At 59.4% G+C, this 24,620-nt stretch carries 24 protein-coding genes and 1 pseudogene; 9 read left to right on the top strand and 16 right to left on the bottom strand.

The annotated features are described in order from the left end of the window. Positions 1–242: 242 nt before the first annotated feature. Both H4J77_RS10920 and H4J77_RS10925 read right to left on the bottom strand, forming a co-directional pair. Positions 243–530, bottom strand: coding sequence for a HigA family addiction module antitoxin (locus H4J77_RS10920; RefSeq protein WP_220469336.1), 288 nt, complete (start codon positions 528–530; stop codon positions 243–245). A 447-nt stretch (positions 531–977) separates the two neighbouring features. Continuing rightward, positions 978–1,682: a glutathione binding-like protein gene (locus H4J77_RS10925; protein WP_182248378.1), complete on the bottom strand. Its 705-nt coding sequence runs from the start codon at positions 1,680–1,682 to the stop codon at positions 978–980. 260 nt (positions 1,683–1,942) lie between these two features. Between H4J77_RS10925 and msrB the strand changes: the two genes are divergently transcribed. Beyond that, positions 1,943–2,365, top strand: a complete 423-nt coding sequence (gene msrB / locus H4J77_RS10930) for a peptide-methionine (R)-S-oxide reductase MsrB (RefSeq protein WP_218565727.1) — start codon at positions 1,943–1,945, stop codon at positions 2,363–2,365. Between the two features lie 97 nt (positions 2,366–2,462). On the opposite strand, the gene H4J77_RS10935 is transcribed toward msrB, so the two are convergent. From H4J77_RS10935 to H4J77_RS10965, 7 genes are all read right to left on the bottom strand, one after another. Next, positions 2,463–3,419 (bottom strand): isopenicillin N synthase family oxygenase, encoded by a 957-nt coding sequence (locus H4J77_RS10935; RefSeq protein WP_182248380.1) that lies wholly within the window; start codon positions 3,417–3,419, stop codon positions 2,463–2,465. Between the two features lie 24 nt (positions 3,420–3,443). Next, the gene (locus tag H4J77_RS10940; protein WP_218565722.1) at positions 3,444–4,814 is read right to left on the bottom strand and encodes an amidohydrolase family protein; all 1,371 of its coding nucleotides are present in this window, start codon (positions 4,812–4,814) and stop codon (positions 3,444–3,446) included. 115 nt (positions 4,815–4,929) lie between these two features. Further along, the gene (locus H4J77_RS10945; RefSeq protein ID WP_123888865.1) at positions 4,930–5,583 is read right to left on the bottom strand and encodes a TetR/AcrR family transcriptional regulator; all 654 of its coding nucleotides are present in this window, start codon (positions 5,581–5,583) and stop codon (positions 4,930–4,932) included. Positions 5,584–5,703: 120 nt separating this feature from the next. After that, complete coding sequence (locus tag H4J77_RS10950) at positions 5,704–6,474, bottom strand: hypothetical protein (protein ID WP_182248382.1); 771 nt, start codon at positions 6,472–6,474, stop codon at positions 5,704–5,706. A 54-nt stretch (positions 6,475–6,528) separates the two neighbouring features. Next, the gene (locus tag H4J77_RS10955) at positions 6,529–7,455 is read right to left on the bottom strand and encodes an ABC transporter permease (protein WP_123888863.1); all 927 of its coding nucleotides are present in this window, start codon (positions 7,453–7,455) and stop codon (positions 6,529–6,531) included. 1 nt (position 7,456) lies between these two features. Next, positions 7,457–8,539 carry an ABC transporter permease gene (locus H4J77_RS10960; protein WP_123888862.1) on the bottom strand — a complete coding sequence of 361 codons (1,083 nt, stop codon included), beginning with the start codon at positions 8,537–8,539 and terminating at the stop codon, positions 7,457–7,459. Further along, positions 8,526–10,079: an ABC transporter ATP-binding protein gene (locus H4J77_RS10965; protein ID WP_123888861.1), complete on the bottom strand. Its 1,554-nt coding sequence runs from the start codon at positions 10,077–10,079 to the stop codon at positions 8,526–8,528. Before H4J77_RS10965 ends, H4J77_RS10960 begins: the two co-directional genes overlap by 14 nt. A gap of 215 nt (positions 10,080–10,294) precedes the next feature. Between H4J77_RS10965 and xdhA the strand changes: the two genes are divergently transcribed. From xdhA to H4J77_RS11000, 7 genes are read left to right on the top strand one after another with little or no spacing between them, the layout of a single operon-like run. After that, on the top strand, positions 10,295–11,761 hold the full coding sequence (gene xdhA, locus H4J77_RS10970) for a xanthine dehydrogenase small subunit (RefSeq protein ID WP_182248384.1): 1,467 nt from the start codon (positions 10,295–10,297) through the stop codon (positions 11,759–11,761). Continuing rightward, positions 11,754–14,108, top strand: coding sequence for a xanthine dehydrogenase molybdopterin binding subunit (gene xdhB, locus H4J77_RS10975; RefSeq protein WP_182248386.1), 2,355 nt, complete (start codon positions 11,754–11,756; stop codon positions 14,106–14,108). Before xdhA ends, xdhB begins: the two co-directional genes overlap by 8 nt. Continuing rightward, entirely contained in the window at positions 14,108–15,007 is a 900-nt protein-coding gene (gene xdhC, locus H4J77_RS10980) for a xanthine dehydrogenase accessory protein XdhC (RefSeq protein WP_182248388.1), read from the top strand. The genes xdhB and xdhC overlap by 1 nt, the downstream gene beginning before the upstream one ends. Next, entirely contained in the window at positions 15,004–15,504 is a 501-nt protein-coding gene (gene uraD / locus H4J77_RS10985) for a 2-oxo-4-hydroxy-4-carboxy-5-ureidoimidazoline decarboxylase (protein ID WP_182248390.1), read from the top strand. Before xdhC ends, uraD begins: the two co-directional genes overlap by 4 nt. Beyond that, positions 15,501–15,845, top strand: a complete 345-nt coding sequence (gene uraH, locus H4J77_RS10990) for a hydroxyisourate hydrolase (protein ID WP_123888856.1) — start codon at positions 15,501–15,503, stop codon at positions 15,843–15,845. Before uraD ends, uraH begins: the two co-directional genes overlap by 4 nt. A 5-nt stretch (positions 15,846–15,850) precedes the next feature. After that, the gene (guaD, locus tag H4J77_RS10995) at positions 15,851–17,224 is read left to right on the top strand and encodes a guanine deaminase (RefSeq protein ID WP_220469333.1); all 1,374 of its coding nucleotides are present in this window, start codon (positions 15,851–15,853) and stop codon (positions 17,222–17,224) included. After that, positions 17,205–18,419 (top strand): urate hydroxylase PuuD, encoded by a 1,215-nt coding sequence (locus H4J77_RS11000; protein WP_182248394.1) that lies wholly within the window; start codon positions 17,205–17,207, stop codon positions 18,417–18,419. The genes guaD and H4J77_RS11000 overlap by 20 nt, the downstream gene beginning before the upstream one ends. A gap of 83 nt (positions 18,420–18,502) precedes the next feature. Here H4J77_RS11000 and H4J77_RS11005 read toward each other — a convergent pair whose 3' ends face one another. The 3 genes from H4J77_RS11005 to H4J77_RS11015 are packed head-to-tail and all read right to left on the bottom strand — an operon-like array spanning position 18,503 to position 20,882. Further along, positions 18,503–19,438, bottom strand: a complete 936-nt coding sequence (locus H4J77_RS11005) for a biotin-dependent carboxyltransferase family protein (protein ID WP_182248396.1) — start codon at positions 19,436–19,438, stop codon at positions 18,503–18,505. Continuing rightward, positions 19,435–20,142, bottom strand: coding sequence for a 5-oxoprolinase subunit PxpB (gene pxpB, locus H4J77_RS11010; RefSeq protein WP_182248398.1), 708 nt, complete (start codon positions 20,140–20,142; stop codon positions 19,435–19,437). Before pxpB ends, H4J77_RS11005 begins: the two co-directional genes overlap by 4 nt. Then, positions 20,139–20,882, bottom strand: coding sequence for a 5-oxoprolinase subunit PxpA (locus H4J77_RS11015; RefSeq protein WP_182248400.1), 744 nt, complete (start codon positions 20,880–20,882; stop codon positions 20,139–20,141). The genes pxpB and H4J77_RS11015 overlap by 4 nt, the downstream gene beginning before the upstream one ends. A gap of 144 nt (positions 20,883–21,026) precedes the next feature. Between H4J77_RS11015 and H4J77_RS11020 the strand changes: the two genes are divergently transcribed. Continuing rightward, positions 21,027–21,719, top strand: a complete 693-nt coding sequence (locus tag H4J77_RS11020) for a type 1 glutamine amidotransferase domain-containing protein (protein ID WP_182248402.1) — start codon at positions 21,027–21,029, stop codon at positions 21,717–21,719. 128 nt (positions 21,720–21,847) lie between these two features. Here H4J77_RS11020 and H4J77_RS11025 read toward each other — a convergent pair whose 3' ends face one another. The 4 genes and pseudogenes from H4J77_RS11025 to H4J77_RS11040 form a co-directional block, all read right to left on the bottom strand. Further along, positions 21,848–22,279 (bottom strand): PaaI family thioesterase, encoded by a 432-nt coding sequence (locus H4J77_RS11025; protein WP_182248404.1) that lies wholly within the window; start codon positions 22,277–22,279, stop codon positions 21,848–21,850. 19 nt (positions 22,280–22,298) lie between these two features. Beyond that, positions 22,299–23,180, bottom strand: a complete 882-nt coding sequence (locus H4J77_RS11030; RefSeq protein WP_182248406.1) for an alpha/beta fold hydrolase — start codon at positions 23,178–23,180, stop codon at positions 22,299–22,301. Next, on the bottom strand, positions 23,170–23,724 hold the full coding sequence (locus H4J77_RS11035) for a TetR/AcrR family transcriptional regulator (protein WP_259364814.1): 555 nt from the start codon (positions 23,722–23,724) through the stop codon (positions 23,170–23,172). Before H4J77_RS11035 ends, H4J77_RS11030 begins: the two co-directional genes overlap by 11 nt. 183 nt (positions 23,725–23,907) lie before the next feature. Continuing rightward, positions 23,908–24,453, bottom strand: a pseudogene (locus H4J77_RS11040) (AbrB family transcriptional regulator); the annotation flags it as partial. Positions 24,454–24,620: the final 167 nt, after the last annotated feature.

Genomic DNA, 24,620 nt, shown 5'->3' on the forward strand with positions numbered 1-24,620 from the left:
CCAGCAACGCGGCATCGTGCTTGAACTCAGTTGAAAACGTACGACGTTGTCTTGTCATGGAACACCTCAGCTATGGCGGTAAATTTACCACCCATTTCGGTGTCCGGGATTAGTAGACCACTACACCTGATTCCATCGCGCCGCAACAATCACAAGCCACTTTTATTTCTTAAAATAATTTGAGGTCAGATGAAAATTAATTCTGAGCAAGCAAAATTAGAGCTATTGCCTTGCAATTACCGTTAAGCTACTTCGAAATCCAGATGATGGAGTACATCTAGTTTGATCGTATTGCGGGCTATCCAGAGGCCGTACATGTCCTGCATTGCCAACCAGCTTTCAGGTGTACGCCCAAGAACTTTGGATAGCCGCAGAGCCATTTCCGGGCTCACACCGCTAGCCCCTTTGAGCAAGCGAGACAGCGTAGAGAGTGAAACCCCCAAACTGGACGCGAGCTGACGGGAGCTGACGCCGAAAGGTTCAAGGTAAACCTCCCGAATGAACTCACCTAGATGCGGCGGATTATGCATAGTCTTCATAATCAAACCTTAGCGTGTTGCGCATCACGCAACAACCGTGTTTAGTACTGAAGACATGCGGCATCCACGCTGTAAGCTGTCCTCCTTGGCTCACCAGTAAGCCGAAAAGCGAACTACCGGTTTGCACATCAATTAGCTAGGCAGTATTCGTTCAGACACTTGATTTTAGGGGTGGCAGGTATGGACGCGAAGCGTCCGGGACTGCGTTCCCACGCTGGAGCATGGGGACGATCTGAGTGTTGAGTCTGAGGTTCGGTTTACGCTGCCAGGACGGGTAGACGCAGAGCGCCAGAGGCTGCATTCCCACGCTGGAGCATGGGGACGATCTGAGTGTTGAGTCTGAGGTTCGGTTTACGCTGCCAGGACGGGTAGACGCAGAGCGCCAGAGGCTGCATTCCCACGCTGGAGCGTGGGAACGATCAAGCTAGCAGTGGCGCCTCAATCCTGCGCAGGGATTGCCAGCCCCCGCTGCACCGCAGGCCGCGCCAGAAACGCATCGTACACCCGCCGTACCTGGGTGAACTGCTCGAAATCAATCAGCGGACCAGCCTCATAAAACTCCAACATCCCGCGAATCCACGGAAAGACCGCGATATCAGCAATGCTGTAATGCCCGCCCATGATCCAGTCCTTGCCTTTAAGGTGCTTGTCGAGCACACCCAGTAGTCGAGCCGTCTCATCGATGTAACGCTGACGCGGGCGCTGGTCTTCAACATCCTTGCCATCGAACTTTACGAAGTAACCCAGCTGGCCAAACATCGGCCCTATGCCACCGATCTGAAACATCAACCATTGCAGGCATTGATAGCGCTCGCCCGGATCGTGAGGCATCAGTTTGCCGCTTTTTTCTGCCAGGTAGAGCAGGATGGCGCCGGACTCGAATAGCGCCAGCGGTTGGCCGTGCGGCCCGTTGGGGTCGAGAATCGCGGGTATCTTGTTATTGGGGCTGACCGAGAGAAACTCAGGGGTGTGCTGATCACCTTCGCCAAAGTCGACCAGGTGTGGCTCGTAGCTGAGGTCGATTTCTTCCAGCATGATCGACACTTTGACGCCGTTGGGGGTGGGCAGTGAATATAGCTGCAACTGGCCTGGGTGTTGGGCGGGCCATTTTTCGGTAACGGCATAACTTGAAAGGTTGGACATGGTGCCTCCATTAATGGGTGGTGGCGGTATTCGCGATGGCGACAGGCGTGCTTTACTCAATGTCTGTCGCGCGTTTTCAAGATGTAACCCTGATAGCCTTTGGAGTCTGTATGTTAGGGTTCGTTCAGGTTTCAGCGTAAACCTTACGAGCTTGCGACAAAACGCCTTCGAGACCTGTTGTTTGGTCGTGAGAGCACGCAACAGAACCTATGACTTATGCAATTTTGCGGAGATGAAAAGTGCAGAACTGGAATGACGTAATGGCCCGTGCCACCAACGGCAACCCCGAGCCTGAGCGCCGGGTGAGCAAAACCGAAGCAGAATGGCGTGAGCAACTGAGCGAAGAAGAGTACCGCGTGACCCGTCAGGCGGGCACCGAGCGTGCTTTCAGCTCCGAGATGTGTGGTCTGTTCGAGCCCGGTATATACGCCTGTGTATGCTGCGGTACCGAGTTATTCGATGCTAATAACAAGTTTGAGTCGCATAGCGGCTGGCCGTCGTTTACCCAGCCACTAAAAGACAATGTGGTGGCCTGCCACGTGGATAATAGCCACGGTATGCAGCGTGTCGAAAACACCTGCAACGTCTGCGATGCGCACCTGGGTCATGTTTTCCCGGATGGTCCGCCGCCGACCGGGCTGCGTTTCTGCATGAACGCCGCGGCGTTGAAGAAGGTAGGCTAAACGCACTGCGCCGCGTGTGAGCGCGGCGCAGTCGTTGGTACTTATTGCGGGGCGTTTACATCGCGTCCCTTACATGGCGTCAATTACATTGCGTCCATTACATGGCGTCACCGTCCATGCGGTGCTCGTAGGTGGCGTTCAGGCGGTAGGTCAGATAATCCGAGCAGCTGATCGGCGGATACTTGGGTTGCTCGTCTGGCACTATGTCGCGCGGATCAACCATGGCGTCCGGGGCTACTTCCAGGAAGAAGGCGATGGAGTAACGCTCTTGCTCTGGTGGGCGCACGCGGTGCGGGGTTGAGACGTAAGTATCATTGCTCCAGCGCATCAGGCAGTCACCGATATTGCAGACAAAAGCGCCGGGGATATGCGGCGCTTCAATCCAGTTACCCTGCCGGGTAGCCACCTGCAGGCCCGCTACTTCGTCCGTCGCCAACAGCGTGACGTTGCCATAGTCGGTGTGCGCGCCTGCCCCACCATCTTCGCGGTCTATCTGGCCGGCGCTGGCCGGGTAATGCAGCATGCGCAGGGTGGCAATGGGCTCTTGCAGGTGCGCGTCGAAAAAGTCTTCCTTCAGTCCCAGGTCAATACTGATGCCGCGGTGAATCAGCCGCCCAAGGCCCAGGCAGGCATCAAAGTAGCCCAGCACCTGTTCGCGCCAGCCGTCGATAGGCGGCCAGAAGTTGACCCCGCGGAACGGCTTGCCCGCGACCACGTCAGGGTGGTCTTCGGGAAAGTCGGTGCCGATGTTGAACGCCTCTTTCATGTCGGCGCCGGCTTCGGGGTTGAGCTTCTCGTCGGCCATGGCGACGTAGCCACGGTTGTGCGGCGATAGCTTGATCGACATGGGCTGCTTGGTTTCCAGCGGCAGGGCAAAAAACGCCTTGGCGTTGCTGAAGGCGCTGGTCATCACGGCGCTTGGAATACCATGGTCGATAGCATAGAAAAAGCCGACTTCGCGGCAGGCCTTGCCGAGTTCGGCGGCAGTCGCGGCGCGAATGGCCGGGTCTTCACTGTTCAGGCCAGCGACTGAAATAATGGGTAGCGATGTCATATCGTCTGTTCCTATCGTTGAGCGTTAAAGCATAGCGGTGCGCAGATGGGAAATGTCCCGACACTGCTGGAAAAGGGCTAACCCCTGCTGTTGTGCCTCGGCCATCAAGCGAGCCTCGCTGACGCGGGTAGCGCGGCCATCGGCAATCAGCTGACGACCGTCAACCCACACGGCGGCGACGTTCTGCGTGCCAGCGGCGAAGACCAGATTCCACAGCAAATTGCCGCCCGAGGTATTGATCTCGGTCGGTGTCAGGTTGGGTTGTGCCAGATCAAGCAATAGCAGGTCGGCCTGCTTGCCGACTTCCAGCGAGCCGATACGATCGTCCAGACCCAGCGCGCGAGCGCCATTAATGGTTGCCATGCGCAGCATTTGCTCGGCGGGTAGTACGGTGGCGTCCAGCCGGGTGGCCTTTTGAATCAGCGAGGCGAACTTCATTTCCTCGAACAGACTGAGGCTGTTGTTACAGACGGGGCCGTCGGTGCCCAGGCCCAGATTGATCCCGGCAGCGAGCATCTCGGGCACGCGTGCCACGCCGCTGGCCAGCTTGGCGTTACTGATGGGGCAATGGGCGATACTGGTGCCAGTGCCGGCAATGCGCTGAATTTCGTCGTCGTTCAGCCACACGCAATGGGCTAGCAGCGTGCGCTCGCCAAGAATGCCGTAGTGATCCAGCTGGGCAATCGAACGACGGCCAAAGTGGGCACTCACCGCGTCATCCTCTTCTTTCTGCTCGCAGGCATGGGTGTGAATACCCACGCCATAGTCTTGCTGGCATTTAAGTGCTTCGCGGTAAGCGTCAGGGGTGCAGTAGAACAGGTGCTCCAGCCCCATCCACACCTGAATGCGGCCGCTCTGGGTATTGTGGTGGCTGTGGATCAGTGCGCGATTCTCGGCGCGGGTGGCGAAAAAGTCCTTGCCTGCTTCGTCGGCTACGTAGGGCGCCAGGTTGACGCGCAGGCCCAGCTCATCAGCCGCTTCGGCGCAGCGATGCATAAAGCGATACATGTCCATCACGCAGGTAGTACCGCTTTTCAACGCTTCCAGATAGCACAGCCGCGCGGAGTGATAGGCGTACTCCTCGGTCAGCGCACGGTGCTCCAACTGATAGTAGGGCAGCCAGTCCATCAGTTGCATGTTCTCGGTGACACCGCGCATCAGGCTGGAGTGCGAGTGGGTATCGATCAAGCCGGGCAGCAACGCATGTCCGCTGGCGTCTATGGTGGGAATGCCTGGCGGGATAATCAGCTGATCGCTGGGGCCAACGGCGCTGATACGGCCGTCCTCAACGATCAGGGTGCCACGGGGAATAACGCGGTTGTCGGCGTCGACAGTGAAAATGGCTGCGTCGCGCAGCGCAAAATGGCTCATCTGTACCTCGGCGGTCAGGAGCACGGCGGGCTCAGGGGCTGTCCGGCTGTAAGACTATGGGTTGAGTTGGCGTGAACTGGTCACTGTTTTTGGCAGAGCCTGGGGCTCGGCCATTAGCAGGCAAGCAAACACCTTCAGGTTATTTTTTAGGGGCCTCAAGGCCGCACCCGCGCAGGATAACATCAGTTAGAAAGTCGGCGGCGTGGTCAAAGTCCTTTTGTTCGTATTCGGCCTTGTTTTCGACCATCAGGATCTGCACCTGAAAGTCGGCGTAGTGCTGGGTTGAAGACCAGATCAGAAAGATCAGCTGCACCGGATCGACCGCGGCCATGCGCCCCTCATCGATCCATTGCTGTAATACGCCGGCACGGCCGCGTACCCAGTCACGCATATTGGTGCGCAGGTGTGGCATCAGGTAAGGCGCGCCCTGAATGATCTCCATGGCGAATAGCCGTGAGGCCAGGGGGTGGGTGCGTGAGGTTTCCATCTTGGTGCGAATAAAGGCAGCCAGGGCTTCGGCCGGATCGTCTTCAGGCTGCACGCTGGAAAATAGCGTATTCCAACGCGAGAGAATGTCGTCGAACATGGCGGCATATATCTTCTTCTTGTTGCTGAAGTAGTACAGCACGTTCGATTTAGGTAGTTCAGCTCGTTCGGCAATGTTCTGGATGGTGGCGCCACGAAAACCGTGCAGGGCAAATTCCTGCTCCGCTGCGGCCAGAATCAACTCGTGGTTGCGTTCTCGAATGCGTCCAGGCCGGTAGGTTTTGGTTTTTGCAGGGGCGGTTGTCATCGGGCGTATCTTCCGTACAAGGGTGTACCTGCTTTTTGAAAAGTGACCTGCCGTTCTTTCGCTTTTCAAAAAGCCGCTACTGGGAGCGAATGCCCGGCTTGCGCCGGGCCTCGCGGTCAATCAGAAGTGCCATTTCACCAGCGCACTGACGGCGTTTTCGGTTTCCATGACGTCGTCGTTCAGGCCGTACTTGTTGTTCCAGTAGGAGTACTCGATACCGGCGTACAGTACCTTGGGCGCGTTGAAGTAGTTACCAATGTCCAGCTTCAGCTGCGGGTTGAAGTGGAAGTCAGACTTGTGGTCGTCTTCAGCGGTAGACCAGTCGATGTAACCGTCGAACAGGATGCGCGTGGAGCCGAACTCCATGGGCATACCCCAGACCACAGTGGTCTGATAATCGTCATCGGTTTCGCTGTTCCAGACGCGATAGAAGTTGGTCTTGAAGTACTGGAAGCCCGGCATGTTCCAGACGATACCAGGACCAATCATGTAGTTATTGACGTCGGTGCCGCCACCCATTTCGTACTGACCGGATAGGGTGAAGTCCTTGATCCAGCCGCCTGCGGTGCTCAGGTCGTTGCCGGTTGCCCAGCCGAGGCTCAGGTCAGGCGCAAACTCGCCGTACAGATCGTCGGAGTCGGAATCTTTCCCGTGGCCCTGGTTGCGGTCAACGAAGAAGAAGGTGCTGCCCCAGTTGTGGCCGGTGGCGTTCTCGAAAGTGAAGAAGGTTTGAGAGGTTTTCTTGCCAGCACCGTCGAAGTTCACGCGGGCGTAATCATCGCTGTACAGGATCGACAGGCTGGAGTCGGAGAAGTACTTCTCGGCGTGTGCTGCGGGTACGAATGCGGCTGCCATGCAGGCCGCGATCAGCGTTTTTTGCATTGTGCTCATATGGTGCTCCTAAGAATCTCAGTTTTAGTTTTGATTGGCATAGTGGGTGACAAGTTATTTACTCGGCCTATAAGGTTGGCCGATTGATAGCGGTGTGTTGAGCCGTGTTCGGGTGGGATTCCAGGACAGCAGCACAAGCACCAAAATAGTGACTACGTAGGGCAGCATCGCCAGCAGCTCGGTCGAGCTCTGCCAGCCAAGACCCTGCAGCACCAAATGCAGAATGCTGGCGGCGCCAAACAGATAGGCTCCCAGCAACACGCGTTCGGGTTTCCAGGTGGCAAAGACCACCAGTGCCAGGGCGATCCAGCCGCGTCCGGCAGTCATGTTCTCGGTCCACATCGGGGTGTACGCCAGTGACAGGTAGGCGCCAGCCAGTCCGGCCATGGCACCGCCAAAAGCTACCGCCAGATAGCGCACCTTAAGCACTTTCAGGCCGTTGGCATTGGCTGCCTCGGGTGACTCGCCCACCGCCCGCAGAATCAATCCGCTGCGGCTGTAGCGCAGGAAGCAATAAACCACTACGAAGAGCACCAGCGACAGGTAGACCAGCGCGTCCTGGGTGAATAGCACCTGGCCGATTACCGGAATGTCGGAGAGCAGTGGAATGGCGATCTTGTCGAAGCCGTCAATGGCCTGGCCAACGTAGCCGCTGCCGACAAAGGAGCTGAGGCCCACGCCAAAGATAGTGAGCGCGAGACCTGCGGCATACTGGTTGGCCGCCAGAGTGACGGCCATCAGTGCGAACAGCATGGACATCATCACGCCGCCGAGCATGGCCGCGAGCACACCAATGGCCAGGCTGCCGGTGGTTACGGCTGCCATGAAGCCAATCACGGCGCCCATCAGCATCATGCCTTCCTGGCCCAGATTGAGTACGCCGGAGCGCTCGCAGACCAGTTCACCGAGGGCGACCAGCAATAACGGGGTGCCGGCAATCACGGTGGCGGCTAATACGTTGGTAATCAATACGGCGTCCATCTCAAGCCTCCCCGGCGCTGGCCGCGGGGGCGCGGCGGAAACGAATGCGGTAGTGAATAAAGGCGTCACAGGTCAGCAGATAGAACAGCAGCAACCCCTGGAATAGCCCGGTAATGGCCTTGGGCATATTCATGGCGATCTGCAGCATCTCGCCGCCCATGAAGGTCAGTGCCAGCAGTGCGGCAGCCAGGATGATGCCGACGGCCTGCATGCGGCCCAGAAAAACGACAATGATCGCGGTGTAGCCATAACCCGGCGACACCTGCGGTACCAGTTGCCCCAGTGGGCCGGTTACTTCACTGGCGCCGGCCAGTCCAGCCAGGCCGCCGGCCAGGATGAAAGCCAGCAGCGTTAGGCGCTTGGCCGGAAAACCGGCAAAGGCGGCGGCGCGTTCATCCTGTCCCAGCACCTTGAGTTGAAAGCCGATAAAGGTGCGCGCAAAGAGCACGCCGACTGCGACGGCGGCAAGCAGCGCGAATAGCAAACCTATATGCAGACGGGTATCGGGAATCAGTTTGGGCAGCAGCGCGGCGGCGGCAAACATTTCCGACTGCGGAAAGCCAAAGCCGTAAGGGTCTTTCAACGGACCGTGGACCGCGAACAGCAGCAGGTTCAGGGCAATGTAGTTGAGCATGATGGTGGTGAGGATTTCGTTGCAGTGGAACTGCGTCTTCAATACCCCGGCCAGCAAGGCCCAGAGCGCACCCGCGATAATACCCGCCAGTAGTACTACGGGTAGCACCCAGAAACCGGTTTGCTCACTCAGATAAAGAGCTGCCGCACTGGCCCACAGGGAGCCCATGAGGAAGTGGCCCTCAGCGCCGATATTCCAGATCTTGGCGCGGTAACAGATGGTCAGGCCAGCAGCACAAAGTAGCAGTGGCGCCATTTTCAGGCCGAGTTCGGCCCAGCCCTGGGCATCGCTAAGGGGAATCAGAAAGAAGAAGGTCAAGCCTTCAATCGGGTCTTTGCCGAGCGCCATAAACAGGAACAGTCCGGTAATGACGGTCAGTAACAGTGCCAGCAGTGGAGAAGCCCATTGCATGGCGCGGGAGTCGACGGCGCGACGCTCAAGCGACAGCATGTTTGGTCTCCGTAGTGGTATTGGTTGCAGCAGTGGGGAAGTCGCCCGCCATCCATTGGCCCAGCTTTTCAATGCTTAGTTCGCTGGTGGGCACCAAGGGTGAGAGCTTGCCGGCGCAGATCGCGCCCATGCGGCCACAGAGTTGAAAGAGTTCGTCCAGGTCTTCGGAGATCAGCAGCACGGCCGCGCCTTCGTCGCGTAATTTGACCAAGGCTTCATGAATCGCCACGGCGGAGCCAACGTCGACGCCCCAGGTCGGATGTGAGGCGACCAGTAGCTTGGGCTGTTGCAGGGCCTCGCGACCGATAATGAATTTTTGCAGGTTACCGCCAGACAGGCTGGTAGCGGCACTGTCGATGCCGGCAGCGCGCACGCCAAACTGCTCTACGACTCGGCCGGCGTAGTCCCTCACCTTGCCCAGGCCGACCCAGCCCTTGCTGATCATGCCCTGGCCGTACGCGGTCAGCAGGCTGTTGTCGACCAGCGACATAGACGGCACGGCACCGCGGCCCAGTCGTTCTTCCGGTACTACGGCTACGCCCAGCTTACGGCGTACGGCGGGACCACTGTCACCGATGCTCATGCCGCTGAGCTGCAGGCTATCGTTGTTGACCTTGGCTTCGCCCGACAGCGCCCGCAGCAGCTCGTCCTGACCGTTACCGGCAACACCGGCAATGCCGACGATCTCCCCGGCGCGCAGCGACATGCAGATATCCTGCAGGCTGGTGCCGAAGGGGTCGCGGGTTTGATAATTGAGGTTGTTGGTCTGCAGCAACAGCTCGCCCGGTTCGCTGGGATCAACCTGAGTCGACAGCGGGGTTTCGTTGCCGACCATCATGCGCGCGATATCGTCGGTGGTGATCTCGCCCGGATTGCATTCGCCGGTCACCCGGCCCTGACGCAACACGGTCGCGCGGTGACACAGATCGCGCACTTCCTGCAGTTTGTGGCTGATGAACAGAATGCTGCAGCCTTCCTTTGATAGCTGACGCAGGGTACGGAACAGTACCTGCACTTCCTGCGGCGTCAGCACCGAGGTTGGCTCGTCGAGAATCAATAACGAGCTATCCTGAATAAGGCAGCGTACGATTTCGACGCGTTGGCGCTCGCCGATGGAAAGGGTGTTGACGAAACGCCGTGGGTCCAGCGCCATGCCGTAGTGTTCAGAGACCTCGCGAATGCGTGTATCGAGTTTGCTGCGGTCACGGGCCTGGGCGGCTGGCAGGCTGAGTGCAATGTTCTCGGCAACGGTCAGGGTCTCGAACAGCGAGAAATGCTGGAACACCATACCGATGCCCAGTTCGCGCGCATGGGCCGGACCTTGCAAGGTAAGCGGGTGTCCGTTCCAGGTAAGGGTGCCAGCGTCTGGCTGAATTACCCCATAGATGATTTTCATCAGGGTGCTCTTACCCGCGCCGTTCTCACCCAGTAGGGCGTGTATTTCACCGGCCTGGACTGAAAGATGAACACCGTCGTTCGCCCGACAGCCGGGATACTCTTTAACGATGTTTTCTAGTCTCAAGCGTTCTGCGGTTGCCATCCAGCATCCTCAATTAAAATAAACTGACCATTCAATCAACATTTTGTCTGCGAGCAATTTGCTTGCCAAAAGCCTAAAAATATTAAAATCTTATTTTCAGACTAGTTGGTCAAGTTTTTGCAAATACCAACGTACAGCCTGCACAGCGCCTATAACTGCACTGTGGCAGACCTCCCGCCGGAAACCGGCGAATAGTGGATAGCGCGGAGACGACAGTGATTGAGTTTTATTTAAATGGGCAGCCGCAAAAACTTGACCAGACTGACCCAAACTTGAGCATTTTAGACTGGCTGCGCACCAAAATGCGGCTTAGTGGTACAAAAGAAGGCTGCGCATCGGGTGATTGTGGTGCCTGCACCGTGTTGCTGGGTAGTCTGGACCAGCACGAACAGTGGCATTACGTGGCCATGAACAGCTGTATTGGCCTGGTCGGCGCATTGCACGGCAAGCACCTGATTACCGTTGATGCGCTGCAGCGCGAACCGGCGCACCCGGTGCAAACGGCGATGGTCGAGTGCAATGGCTCGCAGTGCGGCTTTTGTACGCCGGGCATCGTAATGTCGCTGGTTGGCTTGCATCAGCAGGTGGCGAGTGCCGGGCAACATGCCAATGCGCATCAGTTGATGGAAGCGTTGGCCGGCAATCTTTGCCGCTGCACTGGTTATCGCCCCATCGTGGAAGCGGGCGCGCGCAGTATTGTCGATAGCGTGCAGCAATGGGATGGCAACGCGTTGTTCAGTCCGCAGCCGAGTAGCGAGTTCAAGCAGGCCCGAGCGCAGGCCGCCGTGCTGCAGGATGAAGCAGGCAACCGTTTTACTGCGCCGCTATCGCTCGCGGCGCTGCGCGAGGCGCTGGCCGACCAGCCGCAGGCGCGGCTGGTCGCAGGTAGTACCGACCTGGCGCTGGAGATCACCCAGCAGCTGAAAACCCTGCCGCAGTTGATTTCGGTTGAGCAGGTCGCGGAGCTGCGCGAGCTGGAGCAGGATGATGAAAACCTGACCATAGGGTCCGCGCTGACCTACGCCCAGTTCGGCCCGATACTGGATCAATACTGGCCCGCGTTTACGCCTATGCTGGAACGTCTGGGCTCGCTGCAGATTCGCAACCGCGCGACGCTGGGCGGCAATATAGGCAATGCTTCGCCGATTGGTGACATGCCGCCGCCGCTGATTGCGCTAGGTGCTGAAATTCAGCTCGATAGTCAGCAAGGCATTCGCTGGCTGGCGTTGCAGGGTTACTTCCTCGATTACAAGAAAACCGTGCTGCAGCCGGGTGAGTTTATCCGCGCGGTGCGAATTGCCAAGCCGGCGGCGAACGAGCGTTTGTTTATCTACAAGATTTCCAAGCGTTTGGACGATGATATTTCTGCCGTGCTGGCGGCTTTCTGGCTGCGCTTTAATGGTGACAATATTGAAGACTGCCGTTTGGCCTATGGCGGTATGGCGGGTATTCCCAAGCGTGCGCTGGCAGCGGAGACCGCGCTGCGTGGCCAGGCCTTTGATGAGTCTGCGGTGGCGGCTGCCGCTGCTGCGCTGACGCAGGACTTCAAACCCATGTCTGACGTGCGTGCTTCGGCTGCCTACCGCCTTGAGGTGGCTGGTAACCTGCTGCGCCGCGCGCTTTACGAACACCGCGCTGCCCACACTGGCGGCGCTGCACTGACGGTGACCGACTATGCGTAAACTCCCCCGCGACATTTCCCGCCAGAGCGGCCAGGCCGTCGGCATTGCTGGCCAGAGCGCGCTGCACGACAGCGCCTGGCTACACGTGCGTGGTCAGGCACGCTATATCGATGATTTGCGTGAGCCGGAAGGTCTGTTGCACGCGGCCGTCGGCCACAGCGAAGAGGCGCACGCGCGCATCATCAGCATGGATCTGAGCGCGGTACGCGCCTATCCCGGCGTGGTGGCGGTGATCACCCTCGCCGATGTGCCCGGCCATACCGATATCGGCCCGGTTTTCCCCGGCGACCCGGTCCTGGCCAGTGAGCTGGTCGAGCATATTGGTCAGCCGATCTTTGCCGTGGCGGCGACCAGCCATACCGCTGCCCGTAAGGCGGCGCGACTGGCCAAGGTCGAGTATGAGCCACTGCATGCGGTGCTTAGTACGCAGGAAGCCTTGGATACATCCTTCTTTGTGCGCCCCAGTCATACCCAGCAGCGCGGCGACCCAGACAAGGCTCTGGCCTCGGCACCTCACCGTCTCAAGGGTGAGATCAACGTGGGTGGTCAGGAGCACTTTTATCTGGAGGGACAGGTGGCGATGGTCGAGCCGCTGGAGGACGGTGGCATGTTTGTGCACACCTCCAGCCAGCATCCTTCAGAAGTACAGAAACTGGTTGCCGAGGTATTGGGCCTGCCGATTCATGCGGTGCAGGCTGAAGTCCGCCGCATGGGTGGCGGTTTTGGTGGCAAGGAAACCCAGGCAGCAGCGCTCGGTTGCGTGGCCGCCTTGCTGGCACAGGTGACCGGCAAGCCGATCAAGTATCGCCTGTCCCGCCCGGATGACATGGTGCAGACCGGCAAGCGTCACGACTTTTTCAATACCTACGACATCGGTTTTGACGATCAGGGTCTGATTCAGGGCGCCGAGATCATGGTGGCGGGCCGCTGCGGCTTTTCGCCGGATCTGTCCAACGCCATTGTCGAGCGCGCCATGTTCCACTCGGACAACAGCTACTTTCTGGACCAGGCACGGGTGACCGGGCATTGCTGCAAAACCCACACGGTCTCGAATACTGCCTTCCGTGGTTTCGGTGGTCCGCAGGGCATGATGGTAATCGAGCAGGCCGTGGATGATATCGCCCGTCACCTGCAGCTCGACCCGCTGGACGTGCGCAAGCACAACCTCTATCGCCCCGGCCGCGACACCACGCACTATGGTCAGGTGGTCGAGCAGCACATTTTGCCGGAGCTGGTCGCGCAGCTGGAAGCCAGCTCGGATTACCGCACACGGCGCGACGAAATCACCGCCTTCAACCAGCAAAGTCCGATCCTCAAGCGTGGGCTGGCGCTGACGCCGGTCAAGTTCGGTATCTCCTTTACCGCCAAGCACCTGAACCAGGCCGGCGCTTTGGTGTTGATCTACACCGACGGCAGCCTGCATGTGAACCATGGCGGCACCGAGATGGGCCAGGGCCTGTATATCAAGATCGCGCAGGTAGTGGCGGCGGCCTTCCAGGTGGATGTGGACAAGGTCAAGGTATCGGCCACGCGTACCGACAAGGTGCCCAACACCTCGCCGACCGCTGCGTCTTCCGGCTCCGACCTGAACGGTATGGCGGCGCTGGATGCCTGCGAGAAGATCAAAGCCGGGCTGGTTGCCTTTGCCGCCGAGCAGTATGGCTGCAAGGCCGAAGAGGTGCGGTTCGAAAACAACCAGGTAGTCGCTGGCGAGGCGCGTCTGGATTGGGCCGAGTTTGTGCAAAAGGCGTATATGAACCGCGTGTCTTTGTCGTCCAGCGGTTTCTACGCCACGCCCAAGATTCATTACGATTTTGCCACCGGCAAGGGCCATCCCTTCCTCTACTACGCCAATGGCGCCGCTTGCTCCGAGGTAGTGCTGGACACCCTGACCGGCGAATACCGGGTTATGCGTACCGATATCCTGCACGACGTCGGTCAGTCGCTGAACCCGGCCATCGACATCGGCCAGATCGAGGGCGGCTTTGTGCAGGGCATGGGTTGGCTGACCACTGAAGAGCTGGTCTATAACGATAAGGGTCGCCTGATGACCACCGGACCAGCGACCTACAAGATTCCGGCCGTATCCGATACGCCGCCCGATCTGCGGGTGAACCTGCTGGCGGCCAGCCCCAACCGCGAAGCCACAGTGTTCCGTTCCAAGGCCGTGGGTGAGCCGCCGTTGATGCTCGGCATTGCGGTGTGGAGCGCGCTGCGTGATGCGGTCGCCAGCCTCACCGATTACCGCTACAGTCCGCCGCTGGATACCCCGGCGACACCAGAGCGCATGCTCAACGCGGTGAATGCGGCGCGGGCCTGGGCTAATACCGAGCAGGAGACTGCCTGATGGATAAACGTATGCGCTGGTTTGAAGCGGTCGCTGACTGCGAACAGCGCGGCGAGCCCTATGTACTGGTCACCATCGTTGGCGTGGCCGGTTCGGTGCCGCGTGAGCCGTCGAGCAAGATGGTCGTCACTGGTGAGCAGACTTACGACACCATAGGTGGCGGTCATCTCGAGTATCTGGTGACCGCGCGCGCGCGTGAACAATTGGCGGCCAGCCGCTTTGAAACCCAGCTGGAGCATTTTCCGCTCGGCGCCAGTCTGGGCCAATGCTGTGGCGGCAGCGTCTCGGTGCTGCTTGAAGGTCAACGCGGCAGTGATGCTCGGCTGGTGGTGTTTGGCGCTGGCCACGTGGCGCGCGCGCTAATGAGTATCATGGGACAGTTACCCTGGCAGGTGACCTGGGTCGACTCGCGGGCAGACAGCTTTCCGGCCGAGCTACCAGCTAACGTGCGGCGCTACCATACCGATGATCCGGTCGCCGATGTAGCCGAGTTGTGCGGCGATGCCCACGTGTTGATTCTCACCCACAATCACCAGCTCGATTATGATTTGTGCCGCGCGCTGCTCAATGCTGATGCTGCTTGTAGCGTCGGGTTGATTGGTTCGCAGACCAAGGCTGATCGTTTCCGTCAGCGCTTGAGCCATCGCGGTTACAGCGAGGCGCAAATTGATGGTATTCGCTGCCCGGTCGGGCGCTCCGATGTGCCGGGTAAACGGCCAATGGAAGTGGCGGTATCCATCAGTGCCGAGCTGCTCAGCCTGGCCGCCGACGAAGCACCGCGTAGCCGTCGTCGCGGGGTGAGCTGGCCGGCTCTTCGCGATCTGATGAAACAGGGTGAGGCCGTCGCTGCGACTGAGCCCTGCGCTGAAAACACAACCCCGCCAGTGGAGGCAAAATGAGCCTGGAAGAACTGAACAAGCTGCCGGCAGCGCAAGCGCTGACCCTGTTTCGCGATTGCTGCGCGGCGGATGCCTGGGCACACCCCATGGTCGAGTCGCGGCCCTATGGTTCGGCGGAAGCACTGCACGGCACGGCCCGCGCGCTCTGGCCAAACCTGCATGAGACCGACTGGCTGGTCGCTTTTGAAGCACACCCCAAGATTGGCGACATCAAGAGTCTGAAAGCCAAGTACGCCAGCACCGAGGCCTTGGCCAGTGGCGAACAATCCGGTGCACGTGTGGCACCGGATGAGGTGCTGCAGCGGCTGAAGGATGGCAATGATGCCTACCTCGACAAATTCGGTTTTATCTTTATCGTCTGCGCTACCGGCAAGAGCGCCGAGCAGATGCTGGCGCTGCTGGAAGAACGCCTGCCCCATACCCGTGAAGAAGAGCTCCGCATCGCTGCCGTGGAGCAGGCCAAGATCACCCATATTCGTCTGGACAAACTGTTATGAGCAATAAGAGCCCTATCACTACCCACATTCTGGACCTTGGCGGTGGTTGCCCCGCCGCTGGCGTCGCCATCGTGCTGGAACGCCAGACCGACCATGGTTGGGAAACGCTGGGCCAGGCGTCAACCGATGCGGACGGTCGCGTATTGAACGGCTTTGGCGACAGCGCGCCGCAAGGCGTTTACCGCCTGACCTTTGATACCGACGGCTATTATGCGCGTCAGGGGTTGGAGTGCTTCTATCCGTCAGTCAGCATCGCCTTCAAGCTGACTGATACGACCGCCCACTACCATGTACCGCTGCTGCTCAACCAGTGGGGCTACTCGACCTACCGGGGAAGTTAATGACCATGAACACCTCTACTGCGGCGGCCTTCCCGGCTGGCTGTACGGTCTTTCGCGGGCCTCTGTTGCACTTTATCGGTGAGCCGGGGCTGACTCAGCCCAACCCGGACAGTTATGAGTATCACGCCGACGGCCTGTTGGTGGTTGCCGACGGGCGGGTGCTGGCCAACGGCGCTGCCACTGATCTGCTGCCACGGCTGCCGGCGGGTACCGAGGTCGAGCAGTGGCCCGACAGCCTGATCATTCCCGGCCTGATCGATACCCACGTACACATGCCGCAATTGGCGGTGATGGCCAGTTATGGCACCCAGCTGCTGGAGTGGTTGGAAACCTATACCTTCCCGACCGAAGCACGCTTTGCCGATGCGGGCTGGTCTGCCGATCAGTCGCAGCTGTTTCTGGATTTGCTGCTGGCGCACGGCACCACCTCGGCGCTGGTGTTCAGCACCTCGCACAAGGTGGCCGCCGAGGCGCTGTTCAGCGCTGCCGATGGCTACAATATGGCGATTACCACAGGCAAGGTGATGATGGACTGCCACGCCCCCGATGGCGTGCGTGATGAAACCGAAGCCAGCTACAGCGAGAGCCGCGAACTGATTGAGCGTTGGCACGGCAAGGGTCGTCAGCGTTATGCGGTGACGCCGCGCTTTGCCGCTACCTCTACCGTGCAGCAACTGACCTATGCCGGTCAGTTGGTGGCCGAATACCCGGATGTGTTGATGCAGACCCACTGGGCGGAGAACCACGCCGAGATCGCCTGGATCAAGGAGTTGTTTCCTGAGCGCAGCAGCTACCTGGATGTCTATGACCACTTTGGTCTGCTGGGCGAGCGTAGCGTATTGGCACACGGCATTCATATCGACGACGGTGACCGCGCGCGGCTGGCGGAAACCGGCACTCGCATTGCTTTCTGCCCGACCTCCAACACCTTCCTGGGCAGTGGTCTGTTTGACCTGGCCAGCGCGCGCGCCGCCGAGGTGCAAGTGGGCTTGGCTACTGACGTCGGCGGCGGTACCAGCCTGTCGATGCTCGCCACCATGGCTGAGGCTTACAAGGTCTGTCAGCTGCGCGGCCAGAGTCTGAACCCTTTTCAGGCGTTTTACATGGCTACGCTGGGCAACGCCCATGTGCTGCACCAGGCTGCGGACACCGGCAACCTGCAGCCCGGCAAGTATGCTGACTTTTTGATCCTTGACCGCACCGCCAGCCCGGCCTTGCGCCTCAAGCATAAAGCCGACCGTGACCTGCAGGGCATGCTGTTCGATTTGATGATTCTTGGCGATGATCGCGCCATTCGCCGTACCTATATCGCCGGGCAGTGCCGGTATGACCGTGAAAGCACAAAAGGAGCGGCCCTCAATGCATGCATATCTGGCTGAATGGCTGAGCCTGATCATCCGCTGGTTCCACGTCATTGCTGGCGTGGCCTGGATCGGTGCGTCCTTTTACTTCGTCTGGCTCGACAATAACCTGCGCGAGCCACCGGAATGGAAGAAACAGAAAGGTATCAAGGGTGACCTTTGGGCCATCCATGGCGGCGGCTTTTATGAAGTAGCCAAGTATCACGTTGGCCCGGAAAAAATGCCTGCCGAGCTGCACTGGTTCAAATGGGAGGCCTACAGCACGCTGATGAGCGGCCTGGCGCTGCTGTTTGCGGTCTATTACTTCGGCAACCCCGGTTACCTGATCGATGCCAGCAAGCTCGACCTCAGTATGGGTGGTGCCATCGCCATTGGCATGGGCACGCTGCTTGGCGTCATGGTTATCTATGAAGCGCTGATTCGCAGTCCCTTGGCCAAACACGGCCTGGCGTTCGGGGTGGTGTTGTTTCTGATTCTGGTCGCAGTGGCCTGGGGCATGTTCCAGGTGTTTGCTGGCCGTGGTGCCTTTATCCATGTGGGCGCGGTCATCGGCACCATCATGGTCGCCAACGTCTTTCTGGGTATTGTTCCGGCGCAGCGTGCGCTGGTCAGTGCCGTTGAGAAAGGGGATACCCCGGATGAGCGGGTAGTGATGCTGGCGCAGCGCGCGATGCTGCGCTCACGCCACAATAACTACCTGACGCTGCCGGTCATCTTCATCATGATCAGCAACCACTATCCAATGTTCTACGGTAATGAGTATGGCTGGGCGGTGCTGGCGGCGATTGGTGCTATTACGGCTTACGCGCGGCACTTCTTCAACCTGCGTCACAAGCAGATCAATAAGCCTTCGATCCTGGTCGTCAGTGCGCTGGCTACGCTGGCGCTGATCTGGGCCATGGCCCCCAGCGCACCGGAAACCGCCGCCACGCACAACGCTGACGGTACTCAGGTCGCTCGGGTGGCGGATGCCGATGTCAGTCAGCTGTTGGCAACCCACTGTCAGGCCTGCCATGCCGCGCAGCCAAGCAGCCCGGCATTCCAGGCACCACCTGCGGGCATCATGCTGGAGACTCTGGATCAGTTGAAGTTGCACCGCGCCAAGGTGTATCAGGCAGCGGTTGCGACCCAATATATGCCGCTGGGCAACATGACCGGCATTACCCCGGAAGAGCGCAGCCTGTTGGGACAATGGCTACAGGAGAATCCCTGAGGCTAACTTTAAGCCGCAAGCCGCAAGCGGCAAGCCACAAGCCACAAGCCACAAGCCACAAGCTTAAAGCTTAAAGCTTAAAGCTAGAAGCTAGAAGCTTGGGCTGGCCAGCTTGCCAGTAGTGCCAGCTGTTCTTGCCTGGCTTGCTGCTGACTGATGGGTTGCAGGCGTATTTTTTGGCCTGGGGCGCATTGGGCTAGACGTGCAATTGACGCCGGGGTCAGTGCTCCAAGCCTGGGATAGCCGCCGATGGTCTGGCGGTCGTTCAGCAGCACTATGGGCAGGCCGTCTGGCGGTACTTGTACGGCACCGAGTGGGATGCCTTCGGAGATCAGCGGCTCGCCTTGATACTGCAGCACCGGGCCGGTCAGGCGCATACCCATGCGATCGGCGCGTTGATCCAGCGTCCACTCCCGGTTGAACACTGCAAACAAGCTGGCGCCGCTGAACTGGTTGCTTTGTGCGCCCAGCAGCAGTTGCAGGGTGACTGCGCTCTGGTAGTCCGGGATCGCCTCGGGTGGCATATTTCGACCAATCGCAGGCTGCGCTGAATAGGTGAGCTGATCGCCGGATTTTAGCCCCGTGCCGTCGCCATGCAAGCCTCCCAGCCCCTCACGCATCACGGTCGCAACTGAGCCCAGAACCGAAGTTGCCTCGAATCCACCGGCGGCGGCTAAGTAGGCGCGCACCCCGCTGCGTGGCTGAGTGAATTCGAGTTGTTGGCCGCTGCGTATGGCAAAGGCTTGCCAGGGCGCCAGCGGCTGCTGATCGAGTTTGGTATTGAGGTCGGCTCCGCACAGCGCCAACCAGCCATCGGCCTCGGCCCTGAGGGTCAGTCCGCCCAACGGAATTTCAATCACGCAGGCGTCCAGCGGGTTACCCAACAGCCAGTTGGCCCAGTGCTGGGCGATCCAGTCCAGCGCGCCACCCTGAGTCACGCCCAGCTGCCGCACGCCAAAGCGGCCGCCATCCTGCAATTGCGCGAAGCCCAGGCTGTGCTCTACCCGCAATAGGCTCATGGCGTTGGTTCCATCGGCGTAGGGTCGCCACCGAGGCGCAAAAATTCGGGCTGATCGATAGCGACAAAACGTACCCGGTCGCCGGGCTTGAGCAGACTGTAGCCATCGCGCTCGCGGTTAAACAAGGCTAGCGGGCAGCGGCCAATCAGGTTCCAGCCGCCGGGTGAAGCCATTGGGTACACGGAAGTCTGTCGCTCGGCTATCCCGACACTGCCCTTTGGCACCCGCTGACGCGGTGTGGTCAATCGAGGCGCGGCGATGCTCGGGTCGACCAGCCCCATGTAGCCAAAACCGGGGGCGAAGCCGAGGGTAAATACGGGATAGTCGCGGCTGCAATGGCGTTCTATCACCTGCTCCGCGGTACAGCCTGCACGGTGCGCAAGTGGCTGCAGATCGGGGCCGACGCTGGGGTGATACCAGACCGGCAGTTCGTGCCGTTGGCCGCTGGCGTTCATCGCCAGCGGTTGTAGACCTTTTAACGCCAGCTGCACGCGCTCAAGTGCTTGCGCCTCACTCAATTCGAGGCAGTCGTAGTGCAGCATTAATGTGGTGTAGGACGGCACCAGGTCAATCAGCTGCGCGCCAAAGGCCGCGTGCAGGCGCTCGGCCGCGGCCATCAACCAGGGCATATTGGCTTCGTCGATCTGGTCAAACAGTCGCAGCATCAGACTATCGATGGCGACGGTTTCGATGCGTGGGGTCACAGTGCATCCATGGCCGCGCGAATACGCGCAACCACCGCCACGGATTCGGCGTTGTCGCCGTGTACGCACAGGCTGTCGGCTTGCAAATAAAGATCGCTGCCGTCGCTCGCTGTCAATGGTTCACCGCGCGCGAAGGTCAGCGCCTGAGCAAGGATCTGCTCGGCATCATGGTGCACGGCACCGGGTTGGCTGCGCGGTAGCAGATAGCCGTCGCCGTCGTAGCCACGGTCGGCAAAGGCCTCGAACCAGAGCGGTATGCCCTGCTCTGCCGCCAATGATTGCGCCTCGCGGTTGTCGCGTCGGGCCAGCAGCATTAACGGCAGGCTGGCGTCGAAGGCTGCGACCGCGCGCATGACCGCCCTGAGCAGCGCTGGCTGGCGCATCATGTCGTTGTAGAGCGCACCGTGGGGTTTGACGTAGCTCAGCGTCGCGCCCTCGGCTCGACAGATAGCCTCCAGTGCACCAAGCTGATAGAGCAGCATGTCTTCGACTTCCTGCGCGGAGCAATTCATCGAACGGCGGCCAAAGCCGGCCAGGTCCGGATACGCTGGATGCGCGCCAATCATCACATCATGGCTGACCGCCAGGGCGACGGTGCGGCGCATGATGCCCGGATCAGCGGCGTGGAAGCCGCAGGCAATGTTGGCGCAATCCACGTAGGGCATCACCGCCTCGTCCATGCCCATGGTCCAGGCGCCAAAGCTTTCGCCCATATCGCAGTTCAACCTTGGCTTGTGCATGTGTGCTGATGCTCCTGTCGGGTTGGGCGTACTAAAAAAACTGAACGAAACGCTATTTTAGCTGCCGGATTTACAGTGTATTCATGCTGTTCGGCGCAAATAGCGCATCGCAGCCGCCACTTTCGCATAGATAAGAGAGGCAATATGAAGATTCTCATGGTTCTTACCTCGCACGACAAGCTTGGCGACACGGGCAAGAAAACCGGCTTCTGGCTGGAAGAGTTCGCGGCGCCCTATTACGTGCTTAAAGACGCCGGTCTGGAAGTGACCTTGGCCTCACCCCATGGGGGTCAACCACCGCTGGACCCCACCAGTGCTCAGCCGGACGCGCAGACGCCTGCGACCGAGCGGTTTGCCGCCGATATGGAAGCCCAGTCGCAGCTGGCCAGCACCCACGCATTGTCGGCCATCTCCGCCAGTGACTTCGATGCCATATTCTACCCGGGCGGCCACGGCCCGATGTGGGATCTGCATACCGACGCCACTTCGCTGGCGCTGATTGAAGCCTTCGCCAAGGCCGACAAGCCGATTGGCGCTGTCTGCCATTCGCCGGCTGCGCTGCTGAACGCCAAAGGTAAGGACGGCGAGTACCTGGTCGGCGCCAAGCGCGTGACCGGCTTCTCCAACTCCGAGGAAGATGCGGTAGGTTTGAGCGACGTAGTGCCCTTCATGCTGGAAGATGCGCTGAAGGAAAAAGGCGGCGTTTACAGCAAGGGCGAAGACTGGAGCGAATACGTGCTGGTCGATGGCCTGCTGGTAACCGGTCAGAACCCGGGCTCATCAGAGAAAGTGGCAAAAGAGCTGCTGACCCTGCTCAGGGTATTACCCGGCAACTGAGTCGATAACACCTGTTATTGCTGCAAAAGGGGCGCTCACTGAGCGCCCCTTTTTGCTTTTCCACCCGCGGTGAAAAATAGGGTGAAGCCAGCAGCTAAGCGCTAGTCTTAGCTTGCCGCTGATAGCTACTAGCTGACAATCATATTGGTCGCCGTCGCGTAGGCATATAGCGAACCGGTCTCGTCGCGCAGATAACCTTCCGAAATAATCAATCGACGCGTTTTGTTGATCACCTTGCCTTCAGCGATCAGCGTCTTGTTGAAGGGCACCGGTTTGCACATCTTCACGTTCAGCTCGATGGTGCCGTAGCCCACCCCGGCTTCCAGCATGGTGTGCGCTGCGCAGCCAGTGACCGAATCCATTACGGTAGCGGCAAAACCGCCGTGCACGCCGCCCATGGGGTTGGTATGGCTTTCGTTGGCGGTGGCTTTAAAGACGACGCGACCCTCTTCAGCTGTCTCGAATTCCATAGGCACGGTTTTGGCTATTGGTGCAAAGGGTAATTCACCGCTCGCGACGGCTTGCATGATTTGCAAGCCGCTCATTTCTTTAGGGTTCATGTCTTTTCCTTGCTGCTGTTTAGGTTGATTTTTTAGCTGTATTAAGTTGATCGAACCAGTCCAGCGCATCTTGCCAAAGTGGCTGGGCGTGCGGGCGAAAGTATCCCATGTGGCCTAGCGGTTTGAGCTTACGGCTGGTTGGGTCAATGGTGATGGCCTGGTAATCGGCGCTGCGATACGCCGACATGAAGGCGTCTCTTGAGGCTGGTGAGGCCCAGAGGTCATCCGTGGCACTGACTGCGGTCAGCGGCGTGGTAACCTCGCCAAAGCGCGCTTCCAGTCCAGGCATGTGCGGGTCTTCAAAGAAATAGCGCGGAAAGCGGCACCAGCGTTTCCACTTCTGGTAGACGCCCTTGGGCAGGTCTTCGCCCATCCCCAGTTTGCGCCAGGCCAAATAGCCCTTGCTGCGCACGATCAGCGGGCCGATGACGCGCCACATCAGCAGCACGCGTAACTGTTCGCTGCGGGGCATCCAGCCATGCCAGCCGGCACCGGTGCCAAAGGTATAGAGACCGCCGATGGCGCTGTGGTTGGGCAGCAGGCCAAAGGCGTGGCCGCCGAACGAGTGGCCGACCATGTAGAGTGGCAGGTCGCCGCCTTTCAGGTAATCGACGCCCGCTGCCAGGTCCAGCTCGGCCCAGTCGAGGTAATCCATGTCAAAACCACGCAGGCTGGCCGGTGCTGAGCCACCGATGCCGCGATAATCCAGTGTCAGGGTGCTGTAGCCCCGGCTGGCAGCGTACTCGGCAAATCTTCGATAAAAGCCCTGCGGTACGCCGGTGGCGCTGCCGACCAGCAGTTGGCCAATGGGCTGACTGGCTGGATACAAGGTGGCGCTCAGTGGGTAGCCGTCGGCGGCGGTTAGGGTTAAGGCCTGGCTGGCGATAGTCTCAGAGTTCATGGTGAAAAGCCTTTTGTTGCAATCGAACCTGCCCCAGCAGGGCGCGAAAAGCACGCTCCAGAGGCAGAGTATCGCCTGCTGCGCGGGCCATGATCAGGCCCCCCTCATAGCTGGAAAACAGCAGTGCTGAGAGGTCTTCGCTGTAATCGGAGGGGTAGCCGGCGGCGCTGATGTGCGCGGTAAACTGGCGGTGTATGCGATTGAAGGCGTTGTTTACCGCCAGGCGTAGATCGAGATCTTCAGGGCCACTGTCCAGCGCCGCTGCGGCCAAGGGGCAACCCAGGCTGAACTCGCTAGCTTCAATACGCCGCAGGGCGCTTTGGATCCAGTGCGCGACCGCGTCCAGCGGGTCGGCATGTTCGCTGAACAAGCGGCTGAAAAAGCGCTCCAGCTGATCGGCAGTCTGCGCGATGGCTGCCATTGCCAGCTCTTCCTTGCCGCCCGGAAAGTGATGGTAAAGACTGCCTTTGGGTGCTTTGGCCAGGCTTAGTAGCTCGGTCAGTCCGGTACCGTGCAGGCCGTTGCGTTGCAGCGACCTTTGCATGGTATTTATCAGTCTGGTGCGGGTATCTGAGTTGTTCATGTCATTATTTATAGACTGATCAGTCTACTGAGTAAAGCGGGATCTCAAGTTACTCGCCCTGGTTCGATTGCCTCTGGTCGGCAACCGAGCCGGACGCGGAGCGACCTGAGCGCCATTCCTACGCGGAGCGTGGGAACGATCAAGTTATCTTTCCGGGCTGAATCTCTGCCACAACACGAACAACGGCTCAGCCAGAAACATCACCAGAAACAGGCGCAACACCTGCAAGGCGGTCACGATAGCGACGGACAGCTGCAGCGCCTCAGCGGTCAGGCACAGCTCGGTTATACCGCCGGGCATCATACCCAGCATCAGGCTGACACGGTCAACGTCGCCCAGGGTGCTTAGTAGTGTGGCGGCGCCGGCGGCGACCAGCATGGCAAGTAGGGTGAAGAGTAATACCCGCAGTAAGAACGCGGGTGCCTTGCGAAAGAAAGCGCGGTCGAAGTGGCAGCCCAAAGTACTGCCGATCAGCCATTGGCCAACGTAACTGGCGCCGGTGGGTAGGGCGATATTGATATCCAGCAATACGCCAGCGCCAGCGCAGGCCATCAATGGCCCCAGCATCCACGGGTTGGGCTGGCGCAGTCGGCGCAGCAGCAGCGCCGCAAGTCCGCCTAGTGGCATAAGCCAGGCTAGCAGACCGAGATCGGTGGGCAGTCTGCACGAGGGCGCGGCGGGCGGTTTACTGGTTCGGATCAGCTTTCCTGCCTGAGGCAGTCTTGCCGTAACAGCTCCATAACCAGCCTGCGCTCCTTGCGGATGTTGTACGTTAAATAAAATTACAAGTGTAATTCTATGCAAGCATTTAAATTATGGTTATCATTTAAAGGTGTCATCACTTTTCTTTGCTATTC

It is taken from the genome of Pseudomonas sp. 5Ae-yellow, assembly GCF_014077575.1.
In the GTDB taxonomy this organism is placed as follows: Bacteria; Pseudomonadota; Gammaproteobacteria; order Pseudomonadales; family Pseudomonadaceae; genus Halopseudomonas; species Halopseudomonas neustonica.

Coding starts and splice junctions, on each gene's coding strand:
- H4J77_RS10920 (WP_220469336.1), bottom strand. CDS start 530: ATGCATAATCCGCCGCATCTAGGTGAGTTCATTCGGGAGGTTTACCTT.
- H4J77_RS10925 (WP_182248378.1), bottom strand. CDS start 1,682: ATGTCCAACCTTTCAAGTTATGCCGTTACCGAAAAATGGCCCGCCCAA.
- msrB (WP_218565727.1), top strand. CDS start 1,943: ATGGCCCGTGCCACCAACGGCAACCCCGAGCCTGAGCGCCGGGTGAGC.
- H4J77_RS10935 (WP_182248380.1), bottom strand. CDS start 3,419: ATGACATCGCTACCCATTATTTCAGTCGCTGGCCTGAACAGTGAAGAC.
- H4J77_RS10945 (WP_123888865.1), bottom strand. CDS start 5,583: ATGACAACCGCCCCTGCAAAAACCAAAACCTACCGGCCTGGACGCATT.
- H4J77_RS10950 (WP_182248382.1), bottom strand. CDS start 6,474: ATGAGCACAATGCAAAAAACGCTGATCGCGGCCTGCATGGCAGCCGCA.
- H4J77_RS10955 (WP_123888863.1), bottom strand. CDS start 7,455: ATGGACGCCGTATTGATTACCAACGTATTAGCCGCCACCGTGATTGCC.
- H4J77_RS10960 (WP_123888862.1), bottom strand. CDS start 8,539: ATGCTGTCGCTTGAGCGTCGCGCCGTCGACTCCCGCGCCATGCAATGG.
- H4J77_RS10965 (WP_123888861.1), bottom strand. CDS start 10,079: ATGGCAACCGCAGAACGCTTGAGACTAGAAAACATCGTTAAAGAGTAT.
- xdhB (WP_182248386.1), top strand. CDS start 11,754: ATGCGTAAACTCCCCCGCGACATTTCCCGCCAGAGCGGCCAGGCCGTC.
- xdhC (WP_182248388.1), top strand. CDS start 14,108: ATGGATAAACGTATGCGCTGGTTTGAAGCGGTCGCTGACTGCGAACAG.
- uraD (WP_182248390.1), top strand. CDS start 15,004: ATGAGCCTGGAAGAACTGAACAAGCTGCCGGCAGCGCAAGCGCTGACC.
- uraH (WP_123888856.1), top strand. CDS start 15,501: ATGAGCAATAAGAGCCCTATCACTACCCACATTCTGGACCTTGGCGGT.
- guaD (WP_220469333.1), top strand. CDS start 15,851: ATGAACACCTCTACTGCGGCGGCCTTCCCGGCTGGCTGTACGGTCTTT.
- H4J77_RS11000 (WP_182248394.1), top strand. CDS start 17,205: ATGCATGCATATCTGGCTGAATGGCTGAGCCTGATCATCCGCTGGTTC.
- H4J77_RS11005 (WP_182248396.1), bottom strand. CDS start 19,438: ATGAGCCTATTGCGGGTAGAGCACAGCCTGGGCTTCGCGCAATTGCAG.
- H4J77_RS11015 (WP_182248400.1), bottom strand. CDS start 20,882: ATGCACAAGCCAAGGTTGAACTGCGATATGGGCGAAAGCTTTGGCGCC.
- H4J77_RS11020 (WP_182248402.1), top strand. CDS start 21,027: ATGAAGATTCTCATGGTTCTTACCTCGCACGACAAGCTTGGCGACACG.
- H4J77_RS11025 (WP_182248404.1), bottom strand. CDS start 22,279: ATGAACCCTAAAGAAATGAGCGGCTTGCAAATCATGCAAGCCGTCGCG.
- H4J77_RS11030 (WP_182248406.1), bottom strand. CDS start 23,180: ATGAACTCTGAGACTATCGCCAGCCAGGCCTTAACCCTAACCGCCGCC.
- H4J77_RS11035 (WP_259364814.1), bottom strand. CDS start 23,724: ATGCAAAGGTCGCTGCAACGCAACGGCCTGCACGGTACCGGACTGACC.